Here is a 15,291-nt window from a genome sequence, read left to right as displayed (position 1 = left end):
GCGCGAGCCTTTTTATTGCCTGCACGAGTAACGCGCGGCTTGCCGCTCAGGGCTCGATCACGATCTTGCCTGTTACCTTGCGCGAGGCCATGTCCTTGAGCGCCTGCGGGACATCGGCGAGCGCATAGCGCTTCGAGACATAGGGCTTGAGCTTGCCTTCGCCGATCCAGCCGACCATCTGCGCGAACGCCGCCGCGTTGTGCTGCGGCTCGCGCCGCGCGAAATCCCCCCAGAACACGCCGACGATGCTCGCGCCCTTGAGCAGCGTAAGGTTCAGCGGCAGCTTCGGAATCTCGCCATTGGCGAAGCCAACCACGAGATAGCGGCCACGCCAGCCGATGCTGCGGAACGCCGGCTCCGCATAGACGCCGCCGACCGGGTCGTAGATCACGTCGGGACCTTTGCCGTCGGTGAGCGCCTTGATGCGCTCGCGCAGATCCTCGGTGCTGTAGTTGATGGTGGCGTCGGCGCCGAAGCGGCGGCAGACCTCGAGCTTTTCGTCGCTCGATGCGGCGGCGATCACGCGCGCGCCGAGCACCTTGCCGATCTCCACGGCCGCGAGCCCCACGCCGCCCGCCGCGCCGAGCACGAGCATCGTCTCGCCGGCGCGCAGCGCGGCGCGGTCGACCACGGCGTGATGCGAGGTGCCGTAAGCGAGCGTGAAGGCGGCCGCGGTGGCGAAGTCGGCGCCTTCGGGCAGCGGCACGCACGCGGCGGCATCGGCAAGTGCCTGCTGGGCGAACCCGCCATTGCCCACATAGGCGACCACGCGCGTGCCCGGCGCGAGCTTCACGCCCTCGCCGGCGGCACGCACGATGCCCGCGACTTCGGCGCCGGGTGTAAAGGGCAGCGGCGGCTTGACCTGATACTTGTTCTCGATGATCAGCACGTCCGGAAAATTGACCGCGGCCGCCTTCACGTCGATCACGACCTGGCCCGCGCCGGGCACGAGATCGGGCAGGTCTTCGAGAGTGAGCGTCTCGGGCGGGCCGTACTGGTTGCAGCGGATTGCGCGCATCGTGTCTCCTGTCTTCGGGGTAGGTCGATATGGATTCGGCACAGCGTCACAGTGTACGGCAATCCGGAGATGTGCGAACGACCGTGCGTTTATTTTTCAGGACGGGAGAAAAATCCGGCACATAGCGGGTAGAGGCGTGGCAAATGCGCGGCAAACGCGCGGAAAAAAACGGCCGGAAAAGACGAACGAAAAGCGCATGCAAGGGCGGCGAAAACGGTGCGAAAGGCGGTGTGCGCGAGATTCCCGGCGCGCGTCGGAATGCGCCGTACATCGAGACCTGCGCGGCGGCGCGGCGTGCACCGGCCTGTCGTTCGCCTGCCTTCTTTCCTCGGTTACAATCGGCGGATGCGAATACTACTCAGCAACGACGACGGTTATCTCGCCCCAGGCCTTGCCGCGCTCTACGAAGCGCTCAAGCCGCTCGGCGAGGTCACGGTGATGGCGCCCGAGCAGAACTGCAGCGCCGCTTCGAACTCGCTCACGCTGTGGCGCCCGCTCTCGGTGCTGCGCTCGGCGAGCACGGGCTTCTACTACGTCAACGGCACGCCCACCGACTCGGTGCATATCGCGCTCACGGGCATGCTCGACCACAAGCCCGATCTCGTGGTGTCCGGCATCAACAACGGCCAGAACATGGGCGAGGACACGCTGTATTCGGGCACGGTCGCCGCGGCCACCGAAGGCATCATGTTCGGCGTGCCGGCCATTGCGTTCTCGCTCGTCGACAAGGACTGGGTGCATCTCGACTCCGCCGCGCGCGTGGCCGCCGAGATCGTCGCGCATTTTCTTGCGAACCCGCTGCCGGGCAACCCGCTGCTCAACGTCAACATTCCGAATCTGCCGTACGAAGCGTTCGGCGAATGGCGCGTCACGCGCCTCGGCAAACGCCATCCCTCGCAGCCCGTGATCCGCCAGACCAACCCGCGCGGCGAGCCGATCTACTGGATCGGCCCTTCCGGCGGCGCGCTCGACGCGAGCGAGGGCACGGACTTTCATGCGGTGTCGCACGGCCACGTGTCGATTACGCCGCTGCAACTCGACCTGACTCATACGCAGATGTTGCCAGCGACGCACGAATGGGTGCGTCAAGGCGGCAGCGCTTCATGACGGGCGAGCGCACGAAGCGTTTCCCGCTCGGTCTCGCGGATCTCGTGCGCGAGCCGCGACGCCACGACGGCCAGGATCGTCATGACGGTCGTCTGGGCGACGCGCGTGCGCCGCTCGGCCGCGCGAATGCGCCCGGTGCATCGAAGCGGGCGATCAATCCCGTCGCGAAAGCCGCGCCGGCGAACAGCGCGGGGGTGAAAGCGGTGACGGGCGCGTCGTCGGCGGCGCCCGGTGCGCATGCCGCGGGCAAGGCGGGCGGCATTCAGCCAGCCAAGGCGCCCGGCGCGCTGCATGCCGCGGCGTCGCCCGCGCGCAAGTCCGACGCGCGCCGCAACGAACCGGCGCTGCGTTCCGCTTCGTCCTTTTCCGCTGCGGCAACGCCCGCGCCCAAGGCCGCCCAGAAGACTAACCAGGCGCGGCCCGCCGCCAATAATGCGCGCGCGGGCGTGGCGCCCAGTTCGGGGGCGCCCGGCGTCGCGCTGAACGGCGCGCACGCGCTGACTTCGGAACGGGTTCGCGAACGCATGGTCGAACGCCTGCGTGCGAATGGCATTGCCGATCCGCGCGTACTCCAGGCGCTCGCGGGCGTGCCGCGCCACATGTTCGTCGACCCCGGCCTCGCGACCCAGGCCTACGAAGATGCGGCGTTGCCGATCGGTCATCACCAGACCATCTCGAAGCCTTCGGTCGTCGCCCGCATGCTCGAACTCGCGGGTGCGGGCCGCAACCTCGAGCGCGTGCTCGAAATAGGCACGGGCTGCGGCTACCAGGCCGCCGTGCTGAGCCGGATTGCACGCGACGTGTATTCGATTGAACGCATCAAGCCGTTATACGAACGCGCGAAGACGAACCTGCGCCCGCTGCGCATCCCGAACATCCGCTTGCACTATGGCGACGGACGGCTCGGCTTGCCGGCGGCAGCGCCGTTCGACGCGATCGTGATCGCCGCCGCCGGCTTCGACGTGCCGCAGGCGCTGCTGGAGCAGCTCGCCATTGGCGGGCGGCTCGTTGCGCCGGTCGCGGAGCAGGGCGAGGCCACCCAGGTGCTCACGCTCGTCGAGCGTACGGGCCTGGCGCACTGGCGCGAGTCGCGGCTTGATCGTGTTTTCTTTGTCCCCTTAAAATCCGGAGTGATTTGAAACCGATGAGTATGTTGCGCGCGATGCAAAGAAAACGTTTGAATATCGACCTGACCGCGGCCCGTAACGGCGCCTCGGTCATCGCGCTCTGCCTGCTGACGGCCTGCGCGACGCGCCTCGACAACGCGCCCGTCGTGGACCGTACCGCGCCGCTCGGCACCGCGGCCGCGCAGCCGCCGGTGCCGCTCGGGCCGCCGCCTGCGGGATACTACCGGGTGAAGCCGGGCGACACTCTCTATAGGATTGCGCTCGAAAACGGTCAGAACTTCCGCGACATCGCGACCTGGAACAATCTCACCAATCCGAATCAGATCGAGGTGGATCAATTGTTGCGCGTCGTACCGCCGGGGGCGAGCAATGGCGTGGCCAGCACGCCGGGCGTCATTGCGGCACCCGTGCCGGGCGCGGCCGCGCCGGGATCGCCCGCGATGCCGCCGATGTACGGCTCGGGCGCGAACGCGACGTCGGCGCCCCCGGTTGCCGCCGTGCCGCCGCCGCAGGCGAGCGGTGGCGACATGGCCGCGGTGCCCGGCAGCCTTGCGCTCGCGTGGCCAGTGCGCGGCCCTGTGCTCAACAGCTTCGACGATTCGAAGAACAAGGGCATCAATATCGGCGGCGCGGCTGGCGATCCGATCAAGGCGGCCGCCGATGGGCGGGTGGTTTATGCCGGAAATGGGCTGCGCGGTTACGGCAATCTCATTATCATCAAGCATAACGCCACGTTTTTGACAGCGTACGCACACAACCGGGCTTTGATGGTAAAAGAAGGAGATGCGGTCACGAAGGGTCAGAAAATCGCCGAAATGGGCAACACTGATTCGGACCGCGTGATGCTGCATTTCGAAGTACGCCGTGAGGGCAAGCCCGTCGACCCCCTGAAGTATTTGCCGCCGCAATAAAGCGAGCCGACCATGCCGAAATCGAAGCGCCGTCTGCAGCAGTCCGAGTCTGACAGTCAAGCCGCCCAGGTTTCGGTGGAGGACGGCGCTCGGCAGGGCGACGACGAAGAAGTCGAGAACGCGCGCGAGTTCGAGGAGCGCGAGTCCGCGTCCGAGGAGGGTGGCCGCGAAACCGAAGAGCCCGCGGAAGCGCCGTCCGACGCGGACGACTTTCGCGCGATCCTGCAGGCCGAACTTACGGCCGACACCATCCAGCATTATCTGAACCGGATCAGCGTGAAGCCGCTGCTCACCGTCGAGGAAGAGCAGCGCTATTCGCGCCTCGCCAAGGCCGGCGAGTTCGAGGCGCGGCAGGTGATGATCGAGCGCAATCTGCGCCTGGTCGTCAGCATTGCGAAGGGCTATCTGAACCGTGGCGTGCCGCTGCTCGACCTGATCGAGGAAGGCAATCTCGGCCTGATGCACGCGATCGAGAAGTTCGATCCCACGCGCGGTTTCCGCTTTTCGACCTATGCCACCTGGTGGATCCGCCAGAGCATCGAGCGCGCGATCATGAACCAGGCGCGCACGGTGCGCCTGCCGGTGCACGTGATCCGCGAGCTCAACCAGGTGCTGCGCGCCAAGCGCCATCTGGAGAAGAATTCGCTGAACGCCGATTCGGCCTCCGACCGGCGCGACGCGAGCATCGACGACATCGCCTATCTCACGGGCAAGACCACCGAGGAAGTCACCGACATTCTCGCGCTCAACGAGCACACCGCTTCGCTCGATGCGCCGCTCGACCTCGATCCGGCGAGCAGCCTGCTCGATCTCCTCTCCGACGACCAGAGCCAGTCGCCCGACGCCGAAGTGCAGCACCGCGAGCTCGAGACGCTCACGCGCGCGTGGCTCGGCCGGCTGTCGGACAAGCATCGCCACGTCATCGAGCGGCGCTTTGGACTGAACCATATCGAGCCCGCCACGCTCGAAGAACTGGCCGACGAAATGGGCCTCACCCGCGAGCGCGTGCGGCAGATCCAGCAGGAAGCGCTGGTGCGTCTCAAGCGCTTTTTCGCCTCGAACGGCGTGCGCAAGGACGCCGTTCTATAAAACTCCGCTGCGCAGCTCGCAGCGCATCTTGCCGTTTACTTGAATGACAGTTCCTGTACTCGTATTCGACATCGAGACGATTCCCGATGTCGACGGCATTCGCCGTCTCGAAGACCTGCCCGCTTCGCTCACCGACGCCGAAGTGGCCGAGCACGCGTTCGCCGCGCGCCGCGAGAAAACCGGCAGCGATTTCCTGCCGCATCACCTGCAGCGCGTGGCCGCGATCTCGTGCGTGTTCCGCGACGGCCAGGGCTTTCGCGTGCGCTCGCTCGGCACGCCCGAGGACGGCGAGGCGAAGCTGATCGACTCGTTCTTTCGCACTATCGAGAAGTACACGCCGCAACTGGTCTCGTGGAACGGCGGCGGCTTCGACCTGCCGGTGCTGCACTACCGGGCGCTGGTGCATGGCATTCGCGCCTTGCGCTACTGGGAAATGGGCGAGGAGGACCGCGACTTCAAGTGGAATAACTACATCAGCCGCTACCACGCGCGCCACACGGACCTGATGGACCTGCTCGCGATGTATCAGCCGCGCGCGAATGCGCCGCTCGACGCGCTCGCGAAGCTGTGCGGCTTTCCGGGCAAGCTCGGCATGGACGGCGGCCAGGTGTGGACGGCGTTCCAGCAGGGCCGCATCGAGGAAATCCGCAACTACTGCGAAACCGACGTGGTCAACACGTATCTGCTCTATTGCCGCTTCCAGAAGATGCGCGGCGGCTTCACCGAGCGCGAATACGACGATGAGATCGAGTTCGTGAAGCAATCGCTCGCGGCCGAGCCCGCGCCGCACTGGAAGGAATATCTGGAGGCGTTCGGCAACTGAGCCTGCGCGTGCTCGGGGCAGTGTCCGCTGGGTACTTGCGCGAACGCGTCGTCAGTCTAGTTCCAGCACGATTGGCTGATGATCCGAGGCTTGCGTGGCGCCGTCGATTTCGCAGCGCTTGAGTCGGGCGCGCAAGTCCTCGGTCACGAAAACGAAATCGCAGGCGAGCGGCCCGTCGGACCATTGCTCCGTATCGTAGATACCCGCCGTGGGCGGCGGCGTCGCGCCGGGATGCAGCGTCGTCCAGGCATCGATGAATGCCGGGCTGCCAGCAAGCGGCTCGAGCATGCGCGCGTGAGCGGCGCTGTCGAAAGCACTATTGAAATCCCCACAGACGATTGCGCTTACCGGTCGCGCGGTCCGTGCGAACGGTCCCTCGGCATTTTCGGCGGGGGCCGGATGCGCGGCGTGGGCCGCGGCTTCCTGCTGCAGTTGCCGTAGCGCATCTATCTGCGCGAGCCGCTGGTGCTCGGAATAGAACTCGAGGTGCGTCACGAGCACGCGCAGTGCGCCGCCCGATGAGGTCACCCCGGACACGTCGATTACCGCTTCGAGCGCGACACGCTGCATCGACGGCGCGGCAGGGTCGGCGGGCCAGGGCAGCAGATGGCGGAAGATCTGGGCGACGGGCAGCCGGGTGGCGAGCGCATTGCCGAACTGCCGGCGCGGCGTGGGGCCCGTGCGCGACGCGGTGCTCAGGTCGGCGCCTGGATCGACACCCAGATCGGCCCCGATGGCCTCGATCACCGTGAAGCCGGGCAGAAGCGCTGCCAGTTCGGCGAACTGATCGTCGCTGGGGCCGCCCGGCAGCGCGTGGAAGCCCCGGGTGACCTCCTGCAGGCACAGGATGTCGAAATCGGCGAGGCGGCGTGCCTCGCGTACCGTGCGCGCGAGGTCCACGACGCCTGAGGCATCGCGCCCCCACTGCACGTTCCAGCTAACGAGTTTCATGACTGGCTCCGGCTCACGCAACGTTGAGCGGCGGATAACGCCGGACGCCAGGGCGGCTCCGCGAAGGCAGGCCGCGAGCGGATTATCGGCGCATGACCGCGTAGTCCGATGAATGATAGGCCACGGCTGGTCCGGCTGCCGCGCGTACCACCGACAGATTGCAATTCGCGCGGGTTGTCGCCGCGACGACGCGCTGCTTGAAGTACACGGCGAACGGCACGTCGTCGTCTTTGCCGAGCGCATACTGGTAGCACTCGTTGCCGTTTTCGCCAACCATGCGGTCGGGCGGCCCGATGCGCTTGATGACGTCGGTTTGCGTCATGCCTCGCGTGATGGAGGAAATCGTCACGTCAGGTGCGGGAGTCGGCGACGTGCAGGCGCTCGCGCCAAGAAGGGCTGCGACCAGCGTCGCATAAAGCAGTTTGTTCATGTCAAACCCGAAGATCATGATGGGTGCGCTATCTGTACGCCGTCGGCGCGCAGCTTCCTATCGGACTCGTCTCAAATCAATGCGTCAGAGTCCCGGGCGTTCCGCTCAATCGAGCAGCAAACGAACGATGAGGTAGAGGACGCCGATCATCAGCGCCGGACTGCCTAGCACGGCGGCGGCGATGAAATACGACTCGCGCCGCGTGCCCGCGCGTCTGGGCTGCGACTCCAGGTAGGGGGCGAGCAGGACGACCGCAGCGCAAAGCACGGCGAGCGGAATTGCAAAATCGTGAGTGGAGATGAAGGTATTCATGATGTCGGGCCTCGGCTTGATATGGCACGTCGCTAGAAACATCGTACGGACCGGGGTGGACATCGAATATCGGAATAGTTTGAAAGCGCATAGTGCGAATGCACGGATTCAGACGGCAGGGCGATGCGCCCGAATGCCAGCGTGAACGTGCCGCACCACGGCGCGCGTAGGGGCGCCGACGCCGAATCGACTACAATCTCGCCTTCGCCTGAAAAATTCACCCCCACTGTCTGTCAGGAACCCGCTGGTGTCCCAAGCTGCCCCCGACCCTCAAACCGAAACGGCCCACGCCGAGACCGGCCGTGCCGAGTCCGCCACTGCTGCGCCCATGCCTGTGCCCGCGAAGAAGCTCAGCAAACGCGAACGCCGCGCCGAGAAACGCGCGGCCATGGAAGCGTCGGTTGCTCATGCCCCGATTCTGGAAATCGAGTCTCTCGACATGGAGGCGCGTGGCGTAGGCCGCACCGTCACCGAAACGGGCGAGCCCGGCAAGGTGATCTTTGTCGAGGGCGCGTTGCCGGGCGAGCGCGTCACCTATTTGAGCTACCGCAAGAAGCCGACTTTCGAGCAGGCCCAGGTCGTGAACGTGCTGCGCGAGAGCGTGATTCGCACCAAGCCCCAGTGCGCGTTCTTCGGCACCTGTGGCGGCTGCTCGATGCAGCATCTGGACGTGCGCGCGCAGATCGCCGTCAAGCAGCGTGTGCTCGAAGACAATCTCACGCACCTCTCGAAGGTGCGTGCGGAAACGATGTTCCGGCCGATCCACGGGCCGTCGTGGGGCTATCGCTATCGCGCACGTTTGACCGTGCGCAATGTGCCGAAGAAGGGCGGCGTGCTGGTGGGTTTCCACGAACGCAAGAGCAGCTATGTCGCCGACATGACGAGCTGCGAGGTGCTGCCGCCTCACGTGTCGGCCATGCTCGTGCCGCTGCGCCGGCTGGTCGAGGCGCTGTCGATTAGCGACCGCATGCCGCAGATCGAGCTCGCCGTGGGCTCGAGCGTGACGGCGCTCGTGCTGCGCATCCTCGAGCCGCTGACCGCCGCCGACGAAGACCTGCTGCGCGTCTTCGCCGACGAGCACAACGTGCAATTCTGGCTGCAGCCCAAGGGCCCGGATTCGGTGTTTCCGTTCTATCCGCTCGACAAGGCACTCGACTACACGCTGCCCGAGTTCGATATCCGCATGCCGTTCAAGCCGACGGATTTCACCCAGGTCAATCATCAGATCAACCGCGTGCTCGTGGGCCGCGCGCTGCGTCTGCTCGCGCCCGAACAGGGCGACCGCGTGCTCGACCTGTTCTGCGGCATCGGCAACTTCACGCTGCCGCTCGCGCGGCTCGCGCGCGAGGTGGTGGGCATCGAAGGCAGCGATGCGCTGACCGCGCGCGCGCTCGAGAATGCGCGCGCCAACGGCGTGGACGGCCATACGTCGTTCGCGTGCCGCAATCTGTTCGAAGTCACCGCCGACGACATGCGCGCGCTCGGCCACTTCGACAAGTTCCTCGTCGATCCGCCGCGCGAAGGCGCCCTTGCGGTCTCGCAGGCGCTGGCCGAGATTGCGCAGAGCGGGGAAGGCCCGTTGCCCTCGCGTATCGTCTACGTGTCGTGCAGCCCGGCCACGCTGGCCCGCGACGCGGGCGTGCTCGTGAACGAAGCGGGCTACCGGCTCAAGGGCGCGGGCGTGGTCAACATGTTCCCGCATACCTCGCACGTCGAGTCGATCGCGCTGTTCGAACGCGACTGAACGAGCGCGGCGCGCCTTGTGTGCGCCGTCTTTGCTCTCGCTGCTCGATGGCTTAAAGCGCTGAGGCAAAAAAAATCGCCACGGAAAACCGTGGCGATTTTTTTATCGGGCCGAAGCGGCGATCACCAGATCTGCCACCACGACTTGTTTTCCTTGCCGGGACGCGCGTGACCCGTAATGTACGGGCTGTCCGGGAACGTGGCGGCCAGCACGCGGCGCGTATCGTCGGCCATTTGCGGCTGATTGAGCTTCTGATACGAGAGGATCATGATGTGCAGCGCGTCTTCGATCGCCGGCGCGCTCTTGTAGTCCTGAATCGCGAGCTGCGCGCGGTTGATGGCCGCCACATAGGCGCCGCGGCGGTAGTAGTAGTCGGCCGCGTGCACTTCGTGCGAGGCGAGCGCGTTCACGATATAGCGCATGCGCTGCGCCGCGTCGGGTGCGTACTTGCTCTGCGGGTACTTGGTGACGACGACGTTGAACGCGTCGTACGACTCGCGCAGCGACTTCGGATCGCGCTCGCTCATGTCCTGGCCGGAGAAGCGGCCGAACAGACCGAGGTCGTCGTTGAAGTGGATCATGCCCTTGAGGTAGTACGCATAGGCGATGTCCGGATGATCGGGGTGCAGCTGGATGAAGCGGTTGATCGCCTGGTCGGCGGCATCGTTCTCGTTATCCTTCCAGTTGCAGTAGGCGACGTTGATCTGCGCCTGCTGGGCGAAGTGGCCGAACGGGTCGCGGCCTTCGAGTTCCTCGAAGTACTTCGCGCACTTGCCCCAGTCGCCGCCGGAGAGCGCGTCCTGGGCCTCCGTATATAATTTGTTGTTGTTCCACGTTGCCGTTTCGTCGGTTTTTTGCGGCAGGCCGTGGCAGGCCGCGACCGCCGCAAGTGCGACGCCGCAAGCGGCAATGCGAATAACGTTGCCAATCTTGCCGAGCGTCAGCGCTCGCGACGCGCGCATTGCGTTTCGGGCCACTGCATCTTGGGCCAGTTTCGTAATCGTGTTTAAGGCTCGCATTTATCCAGTCCAGCTTCAGGTCCACAGGTGACCCAGACTCAATGACCCGTTCAGTTATTCCGGGGGCCGGCGCTCCCGGCGCCCAAAACAGCATCAGCGATTATAGCCTGGGCGATGAGCGCGATGACGCAGCCGCCGGTGACGCGCTCGATGACGACCTCATTGGCGAGACGTCCGCCGCTTTGTCCAGCGGCGCATCCGGCACGGCTCCGCGTACGCGTCGCGCCCAGGCCGAGCAGGAAGCCCGTCGCGCCGAAGTGCCCGACGAGCTCGCCGGCGAGCGCCTCGACAAGGTGCTCGCCAAAGTCTTTCCCGAATTTTCGCGCAACCGTCTGCAAGGCTGGATCGAGGCGCAGCGCGTGCACGTCGACGGCAAGCCCGCCAAAGTGCGCCAGCCGGTGCCGCTCGGCGCGGTCATCGAGCTCGTGCCCGACCTGCTGCCCGAGCAGCTCGCGTTCACGCCCGAGCCGGTGCCGCTCGACGTCATCTACGAAGACGACGCCATCCTCGTCATCAACAAGCCGGCCGGGCTTGTGGTGCATCCGGCCGCCGGCAACTGGAGCGGCACGATTCTCAATGGCCTCCTGCATCGCTACGGCGAGGCGGCCGCGGGGCTGCCGCGCGCGGGCATCGTACATCGGCTCGACAAGGAGACTTCCGGGCTGATGGTGGTCGCGCGCACGCTCGAAGCGCAGACCGACCTCGTGCGCCAGTTGCAGGCGCGCACGGTGAAGCGCCGCTATCTCGCGCTCGTGTGGGGCAATATTCGCGACGAGGGCACGATCGACGCGCCCATCGGCCGCGATTCACGCGAGCGCACGCGCATGGCGGTGGTGCAGGGCGCCTCGGGCAAGCCTGCGCGCACGCATTTCAGGCGCGTCGACAAGACTCTCTGGCATAACCAGCCCGTGAGCGCGATCCATTGCGACCTGGAGACGGGGCGCACGCACCAGATCCGCGTGCATTGCGCGGCTATCGGCCATCCGCTGCTCGGCGACCCGGTCTACGGGCACGCGCGCGGCAAGCGCTCGGTCGCGGCGCTGCCCGACGGCTTCGCGCGCCAGGCGCTGCACGCCTGGCGCCTCGGCCTGATCCATCCGGTCACGGGCCGCGCGATGCAATGGCGCGCCGAGGTTCCCGACGACATGGATGCGCTCATCGCCGCGCTCGGCTTCGGCAGCGAGGAGGGCGAGGACGAACATGGCTTCGACGACGAGATGTTCGACAGCGCGTACACCGACGAGGGCTACGTCATCGGCAGCGACGAAGAAGATTACGGCGACGAAGACGACGAAGAAGGCGACGACGAGCAGCACGACGAAGGCGAAGAGGACAAGCCCGCATGACGACCTGCCCCGAACTGACTTCCGCCGACTTGCTGCATCCGGACTGGAACGTCGCGCCGCGCGTGCGCGCGATCGTGACGACGCGCAATGGCGGCGTGAGCGCGCCGCCGTTCGGCCGCTGGCAGGCTGCGCACTCGGCACATTCGGTGCACTCGGCGCACTCGGCGCACGAAGGTGGCGAGGAACTGCCGTGCGGCCTGAATCTCGGCCGCCTTTCCGGCGACGACCTCGCGCATGTCGAGGCCAATCGCGCGCGTTTGCTCGCGTATGCGGGCGTGCCGGCAGCGTGGCTGAAGCAGATCCACGGACCCGTGGTGGTGGACGCTGCTGCCGCGCTCGAAGCGGCCCGCGCGGGCACGCCGCTCGAAGCCGACGCGAGCGTGACTAACCAGCCCGGCATCGCCTGCACGGTGATGGTCGCCGACTGCATGCCGGTGCTGCTCTGCGACGGCGCGGGCCGGGCGGTCGGCGCGGCGCATGCGGGATGGCGCGGGCTCGCCGCGGGCGTCATCGAGAAAACCGCGCGGCGCGTGGCCGAGCTTGCGGGCTGCGCCGCGAGCGAACTGCACGCGTACCTTGGACCGGCGATCGGCCCGCAGGCATTCGAAGTGGGTGAGGACGTGCGTGACGCGTTCCTTCATCACGTGGAAGCGGCAGGCGATGCGCTGCGTGTAGATACTGTTGCCGCGTTCGTTCCGCGCCCCGAAGCGCCCGGAAAATATCTCGCCGATCTCGGCAAGCTCGCGCGTCTGCGTTTCGCCGAAATCGGCGTCACGCACATCAGCGGCGGAGGGATGTGCACGTTCACGGATCGCGAACGGTTCTACTCGTATCGCCGCGAGCGCGTGACCGGCCGCATGGCCGCGCTCATCTGGCTCGCGCCCTGAGGCCTCGCCGTGCCGGGTTTGAGCATTCAAACCCGGCATTTCAAACGCCGATTTTAAGCTTGGCTTCGGCGAATTTTCCGCACTGCACCATCGGTGCGAAGCGCGGCATTTCATGCAATGCGGATCGAATCGGCGATTCGCGCATTGCACTGCAAGCACCTGCACGCAAGGCGCTTTTTCTCGCACTGTGATGGGCCGCGCACTGTGACAGCCAATTTAAGACCGGCTTACATCGGGAAAACGATAATAAAAAAATTATCGCAGTGCGGCAAAATCGGGACCAAGCATTGACACGCTTTGCAGTGGGGAGCAAGAATGTCCCTCACCCACGGGACAGGACGCGGCAAGGCGCACGTTAAGCAGTGCGCCTCGCGCGGACCACCTGCCTCTCAACCAGTCCTCCGGGACACATCGGTCAAAAGCGGGCATGACGGCATCTCAACGTTCCTCGACAACCCCGGGCGCGGGCGCTTCAACCGACGGTGCACAGTCTTTCATTCCGAAATTCACACCGGACGCCGCGGGCATGCAACAGATGCTCGACGCGTGGACACAGGCATGGCGCAGCGCCATGGATGCTGCGCAGCAATCGGGCGCGCAGCACTGGGGCCAGGTGGCGGGGCAACCCGGCGCATTCTGGCCCGGCGCGGTGAATGGCGCGGCTGCGTCGAATCCCGCGTTCAATCCGGCCCAGGCGGCGTTTGGCGCCGCGATGAATCCTGCCGCGATGCGTTCGGCTTTTGGCGCGTTCGAGGCGTTCAAGCTTCCCGCGGCCTCGATCGAGCCTTCGCGTCTGCAGCACCTTCAGGCCGATTATTCGCGCGAGGCGCTCGAGCTTTTGCGCGAGGCGTCCGCCGCTTCGCCGAAGGCCCCCGAACTCAAGGACCGCCGCTTCAGCACGGACGCATGGAAGGCCACGCCGGCCTATGCGTTCACGGCGGCGTGGTACCTGCTCAATGCGCGTTACCTGCATGAAATGGTCGACGCCATCGAGACCGATGCCAAAACGCGCGAGCGCATCCGCTTCGCGGTTCAGCAATGGACGGCGGCCGCGTCGCCCAGCAATTTCCTCGCGCTCAATCCCGACGCGCAGCACGCGCTGCTGGAGAGCCACGGCGAGAGCCTGCGCCAGGGCGTGATGAATCTGCTCGGCGACATGTCGCGCGGCAAGATTTCGCAAACTGACGAGTCGCGCTTCGTGGTGGGCCGCAATCTCGCGACCACCGAAGGTGCGGTGGTGTTCGAGAACGCGCTGTTCCAGCTCATCCAGTACACGCCGCGCACGGCGACCGTGCGCGAGCGGCCGCTCTTGATCGTGCCGCCGTGCATCAACAAGTACTACATCCTCGACCTGCAGCCCGAGAATTCGCTCGTCGCCTATGCGCTCGAGCAGGGCCAGCAGGTGTTCCTCGTGTCCTGGCACAACGGCGACGCGTCGATCGCCCATAAGGGCTGGGACGATTACGTCGAGGAAGGCGTGCTGACCGCCATCGAGACGGTGCGCAGCATCAGTGGGCGCGAGCAGATCAACACGCTCGGCTTCTGCGTGGGCGGCACGCTGCTCGCTACGGCGCTGGCCGTCGCGGCGGCGCGCGGCGAGCATCCCGCTTCGTCGATGACGCTGCTCACGGCGATGCTCGACTTCTGCGATACGGGCGTGCTCGACGTGTTCGTCGACGAGGCGCACGTGCAGATGCGCGAGCAGACCATCGGCGGCAAGAACGGCGGGACGCCGGGCCTGATGCGCGGCGTCGAGTTCGCGAACACGTTTTCGTTCCTGCGCCCGAACGATCTGGTCTGGAACTACGTCGTCGACAATTACCTCAAGGGGCGCACGCCCGCCGCGTTCGATCTGCTCTACTGGAACAGCGACTCGACGAGCCTGCCCGGTCCCATGTATGCGTGGTATCTGCGCAATACGTATCTCGAGAACAAGCTGCGCGAGCCCGGCGCGCTCACCGTTTGCGGCGAGCAGGTGGATCTCTCGCGCATCGACGTGCCCACGTTCATCTACGGCTCGCGCGAGGACCATATCGTGCCGTGGCGCACCGCCTATGCGTCGGTGCCGCTGCTTTCGGGGCCGCTCAAGTTCGTGCTGGGCGCGTCGGGGCATATCGCGGGCGTGATCAATCCGGCTTCGAAGAACAAGCGCAGCTACTGGAGTGTCGAAACCGATACGAAGCATCTGCCCGAAGAGGCCGACGAGTGGTTCGGCGAAGCCGAGGAAAAGCCGGGCAGCTGGTGGCCGACCTGGGCCGCGTGGCTCGACCAGTTCGGCGGCAAAAAAGTGAAGCCGCGCGCGCAGGCCGGCTCGGCGGAGTTTCCCGAGATCGAGCCCGCTCCGGGACGCTACGTGCAGCAGCGCGAGTGACGCAAGGCCGGATTTCGCGGCTGTTTCGCCGCCCGGATGAGTTTGAAGCGCGCGCCGCGCATCCCGTGGCGACGCGCGGTGAAGAGTTTTTAACGTGACGGGAAGGCGAGTCTCGCAACTTCTCGCTGCCCGGAGGAACTGAAAATGACGGATATC

14 protein-coding genes are annotated in these 15,291 nt (G+C 66.0%); 9 read left to right on the top strand and 5 right to left on the bottom strand.

Annotation, left to right across the window (positions count from 1 at the left end; genetic code table 11):
• Positions 1-46: 46 nt before the first annotated feature.
• On the bottom strand, positions 47-1,018 hold the full coding sequence (locus U5775_RS07360) for an NADPH:quinone oxidoreductase family protein (RefSeq protein ID WP_322057472.1): 972 nt from the start codon (positions 1,016-1,018) through the stop codon (positions 47-49).
• A 345-nt stretch (positions 1,019-1,363) separates the two neighbouring features.
• Here U5775_RS07360 and surE point away from each other — a divergent pair, with 345 nt between their 5' ends.
• The 5 genes from surE to U5775_RS07335 are packed head-to-tail and all read left to right on the top strand — an operon-like array spanning position 1,364 to position 6,075.
• Entirely contained in the window at positions 1,364-2,125 is a 762-nt protein-coding gene (surE, locus tag U5775_RS07355) for a 5'/3'-nucleotidase SurE (protein ID WP_322057471.1), read from the top strand.
• Positions 2,122-3,264, top strand: coding sequence for a protein-L-isoaspartate(D-aspartate) O-methyltransferase (locus tag U5775_RS07350; protein ID WP_322057692.1), 1,143 nt, complete (start codon positions 2,122-2,124; stop codon positions 3,262-3,264). Before surE ends, U5775_RS07350 begins: the two co-directional genes overlap by 4 nt.
• 5 nt (positions 3,265-3,269) lie before the next feature.
• Entirely contained in the window at positions 3,270-4,163 is an 894-nt protein-coding gene (locus U5775_RS07345) for a peptidoglycan DD-metalloendopeptidase family protein (protein ID WP_322057691.1), read from the top strand.
• Between the two features lie 12 nt (positions 4,164-4,175).
• Positions 4,176-5,252, top strand: coding sequence for an RNA polymerase sigma factor RpoS (gene rpoS / locus U5775_RS07340; protein ID WP_322057470.1), 1,077 nt, complete (start codon positions 4,176-4,178; stop codon positions 5,250-5,252).
• A gap of 43 nt (positions 5,253-5,295) precedes the next feature.
• Complete coding sequence (locus U5775_RS07335; RefSeq protein WP_322057469.1) at positions 5,296-6,075, top strand: 3'-5' exonuclease; 780 nt, start codon at positions 5,296-5,298, stop codon at positions 6,073-6,075.
• Between the two features lie 51 nt (positions 6,076-6,126).
• Here U5775_RS07335 and U5775_RS07330 read toward each other — a convergent pair whose 3' ends face one another.
• The 3 genes from U5775_RS07330 to U5775_RS07320 form a co-directional block, all read right to left on the bottom strand.
• Complete coding sequence (locus U5775_RS07330; RefSeq protein WP_322057468.1) at positions 6,127-7,026, bottom strand: endonuclease/exonuclease/phosphatase family protein; 900 nt, start codon at positions 7,024-7,026, stop codon at positions 6,127-6,129.
• An 82-nt stretch (positions 7,027-7,108) separates the two neighbouring features.
• The gene (locus U5775_RS07325) at positions 7,109-7,456 is read right to left on the bottom strand and encodes a hypothetical protein (protein ID WP_322057467.1); all 348 of its coding nucleotides are present in this window, start codon (positions 7,454-7,456) and stop codon (positions 7,109-7,111) included.
• Positions 7,457-7,561: 105 nt separating this feature from the next.
• Positions 7,562-7,768 carry a hypothetical protein gene (locus U5775_RS07320; protein ID WP_322057466.1) on the bottom strand — a complete coding sequence of 69 codons (207 nt, stop codon included), beginning with the start codon at positions 7,766-7,768 and terminating at the stop codon, positions 7,562-7,564.
• Positions 7,769-8,156: 388 nt separating this feature from the next.
• Between U5775_RS07320 and rlmD the strand changes: the two genes are divergently transcribed.
• Positions 8,157-9,512 carry a 23S rRNA (uracil(1939)-C(5))-methyltransferase RlmD gene (rlmD, locus tag U5775_RS07315; protein WP_322057690.1) on the top strand — a complete coding sequence of 452 codons (1,356 nt, stop codon included), beginning with the start codon at positions 8,157-8,159 and terminating at the stop codon, positions 9,510-9,512.
• A gap of 122 nt (positions 9,513-9,634) precedes the next feature.
• Here rlmD and U5775_RS07310 read toward each other — a convergent pair whose 3' ends face one another.
• Positions 9,635-10,474, bottom strand: a complete 840-nt coding sequence (locus U5775_RS07310) for an outer membrane protein assembly factor BamD (protein ID WP_415913530.1) — start codon at positions 10,472-10,474, stop codon at positions 9,635-9,637.
• 98 nt (positions 10,475-10,572) lie between these two features.
• Between U5775_RS07310 and U5775_RS07305 the strand changes: the two genes are divergently transcribed.
• From U5775_RS07305 to phaC, 3 genes are all read left to right on the top strand, one after another.
• The gene (locus U5775_RS07305; RefSeq protein WP_322057464.1) at positions 10,573-11,877 is read left to right on the top strand and encodes an RluA family pseudouridine synthase; all 1,305 of its coding nucleotides are present in this window, start codon (positions 10,573-10,575) and stop codon (positions 11,875-11,877) included.
• A complete protein-coding gene (gene pgeF / locus U5775_RS07300) occupies positions 11,874-12,764 on the top strand; it encodes a peptidoglycan editing factor PgeF (protein ID WP_322057463.1) in 891 nt (296 codons plus the stop codon). The genes U5775_RS07305 and pgeF overlap by 4 nt, the downstream gene beginning before the upstream one ends.
• A 526-nt stretch (positions 12,765-13,290) precedes the next feature.
• Positions 13,291-15,135 carry a class I poly(R)-hydroxyalkanoic acid synthase gene (gene phaC / locus U5775_RS07295; RefSeq protein WP_415913529.1) on the top strand — a complete coding sequence of 615 codons (1,845 nt, stop codon included), beginning with the start codon at positions 13,291-13,293 and terminating at the stop codon, positions 15,133-15,135.
• Positions 15,136-15,291 lie beyond the last annotated feature (156 nt).

Source organism: Paraburkholderia sp. J63 (genome assembly GCF_905220245.1).
Lineage (GTDB): Bacteria > Pseudomonadota > Gammaproteobacteria > Burkholderiales > Burkholderiaceae > Paraburkholderia.
This window is presented reverse-complemented; position numbering and strand designations above follow the sequence as displayed.

Coding starts and splice junctions, on each gene's coding strand:
- pgeF (WP_322057463.1), top strand. CDS start 11,874: ATGACGACCTGCCCCGAACTGACTTCCGCCGACTTGCTGCATCCGGAC.
- rpoS (WP_322057470.1), top strand. CDS start 4,176: ATGCCGAAATCGAAGCGCCGTCTGCAGCAGTCCGAGTCTGACAGTCAA.
- U5775_RS07325 (WP_322057467.1), bottom strand. CDS start 7,456: ATGAACAAACTGCTTTATGCGACGCTGGTCGCAGCCCTTCTTGGCGCG.
- U5775_RS07360 (WP_322057472.1), bottom strand. CDS start 1,018: ATGCGCGCAATCCGCTGCAACCAGTACGGCCCGCCCGAGACGCTCACT.
- U5775_RS07330 (WP_322057468.1), bottom strand. CDS start 7,026: ATGAAACTCGTTAGCTGGAACGTGCAGTGGGGGCGCGATGCCTCAGGC.
- surE (WP_322057471.1), top strand. CDS start 1,364: ATGCGAATACTACTCAGCAACGACGACGGTTATCTCGCCCCAGGCCTT.
- phaC (WP_415913529.1), top strand. CDS start 13,291: ATGCAACAGATGCTCGACGCGTGGACACAGGCATGGCGCAGCGCCATG.
- U5775_RS07335 (WP_322057469.1), top strand. CDS start 5,296: ATGACAGTTCCTGTACTCGTATTCGACATCGAGACGATTCCCGATGTC.
- U5775_RS07305 (WP_322057464.1), top strand. CDS start 10,573: ATGACCCGTTCAGTTATTCCGGGGGCCGGCGCTCCCGGCGCCCAAAAC.
- U5775_RS07320 (WP_322057466.1), bottom strand. CDS start 7,768: ATGAATACCTTCATCTCCACTCACGATTTTGCAATTCCGCTCGCCGTG.
- U5775_RS07310 (WP_415913530.1), bottom strand. CDS start 10,474: ATGCGCGCGTCGCGAGCGCTGACGCTCGGCAAGATTGGCAACGTTATT.
- U5775_RS07345 (WP_322057691.1), top strand. CDS start 3,270: ATGAGTATGTTGCGCGCGATGCAAAGAAAACGTTTGAATATCGACCTG.
- rlmD (WP_322057690.1), top strand. CDS start 8,157: ATGGAAGCGTCGGTTGCTCATGCCCCGATTCTGGAAATCGAGTCTCTC.
- U5775_RS07350 (WP_322057692.1), top strand. CDS start 2,122: ATGACGGGCGAGCGCACGAAGCGTTTCCCGCTCGGTCTCGCGGATCTC.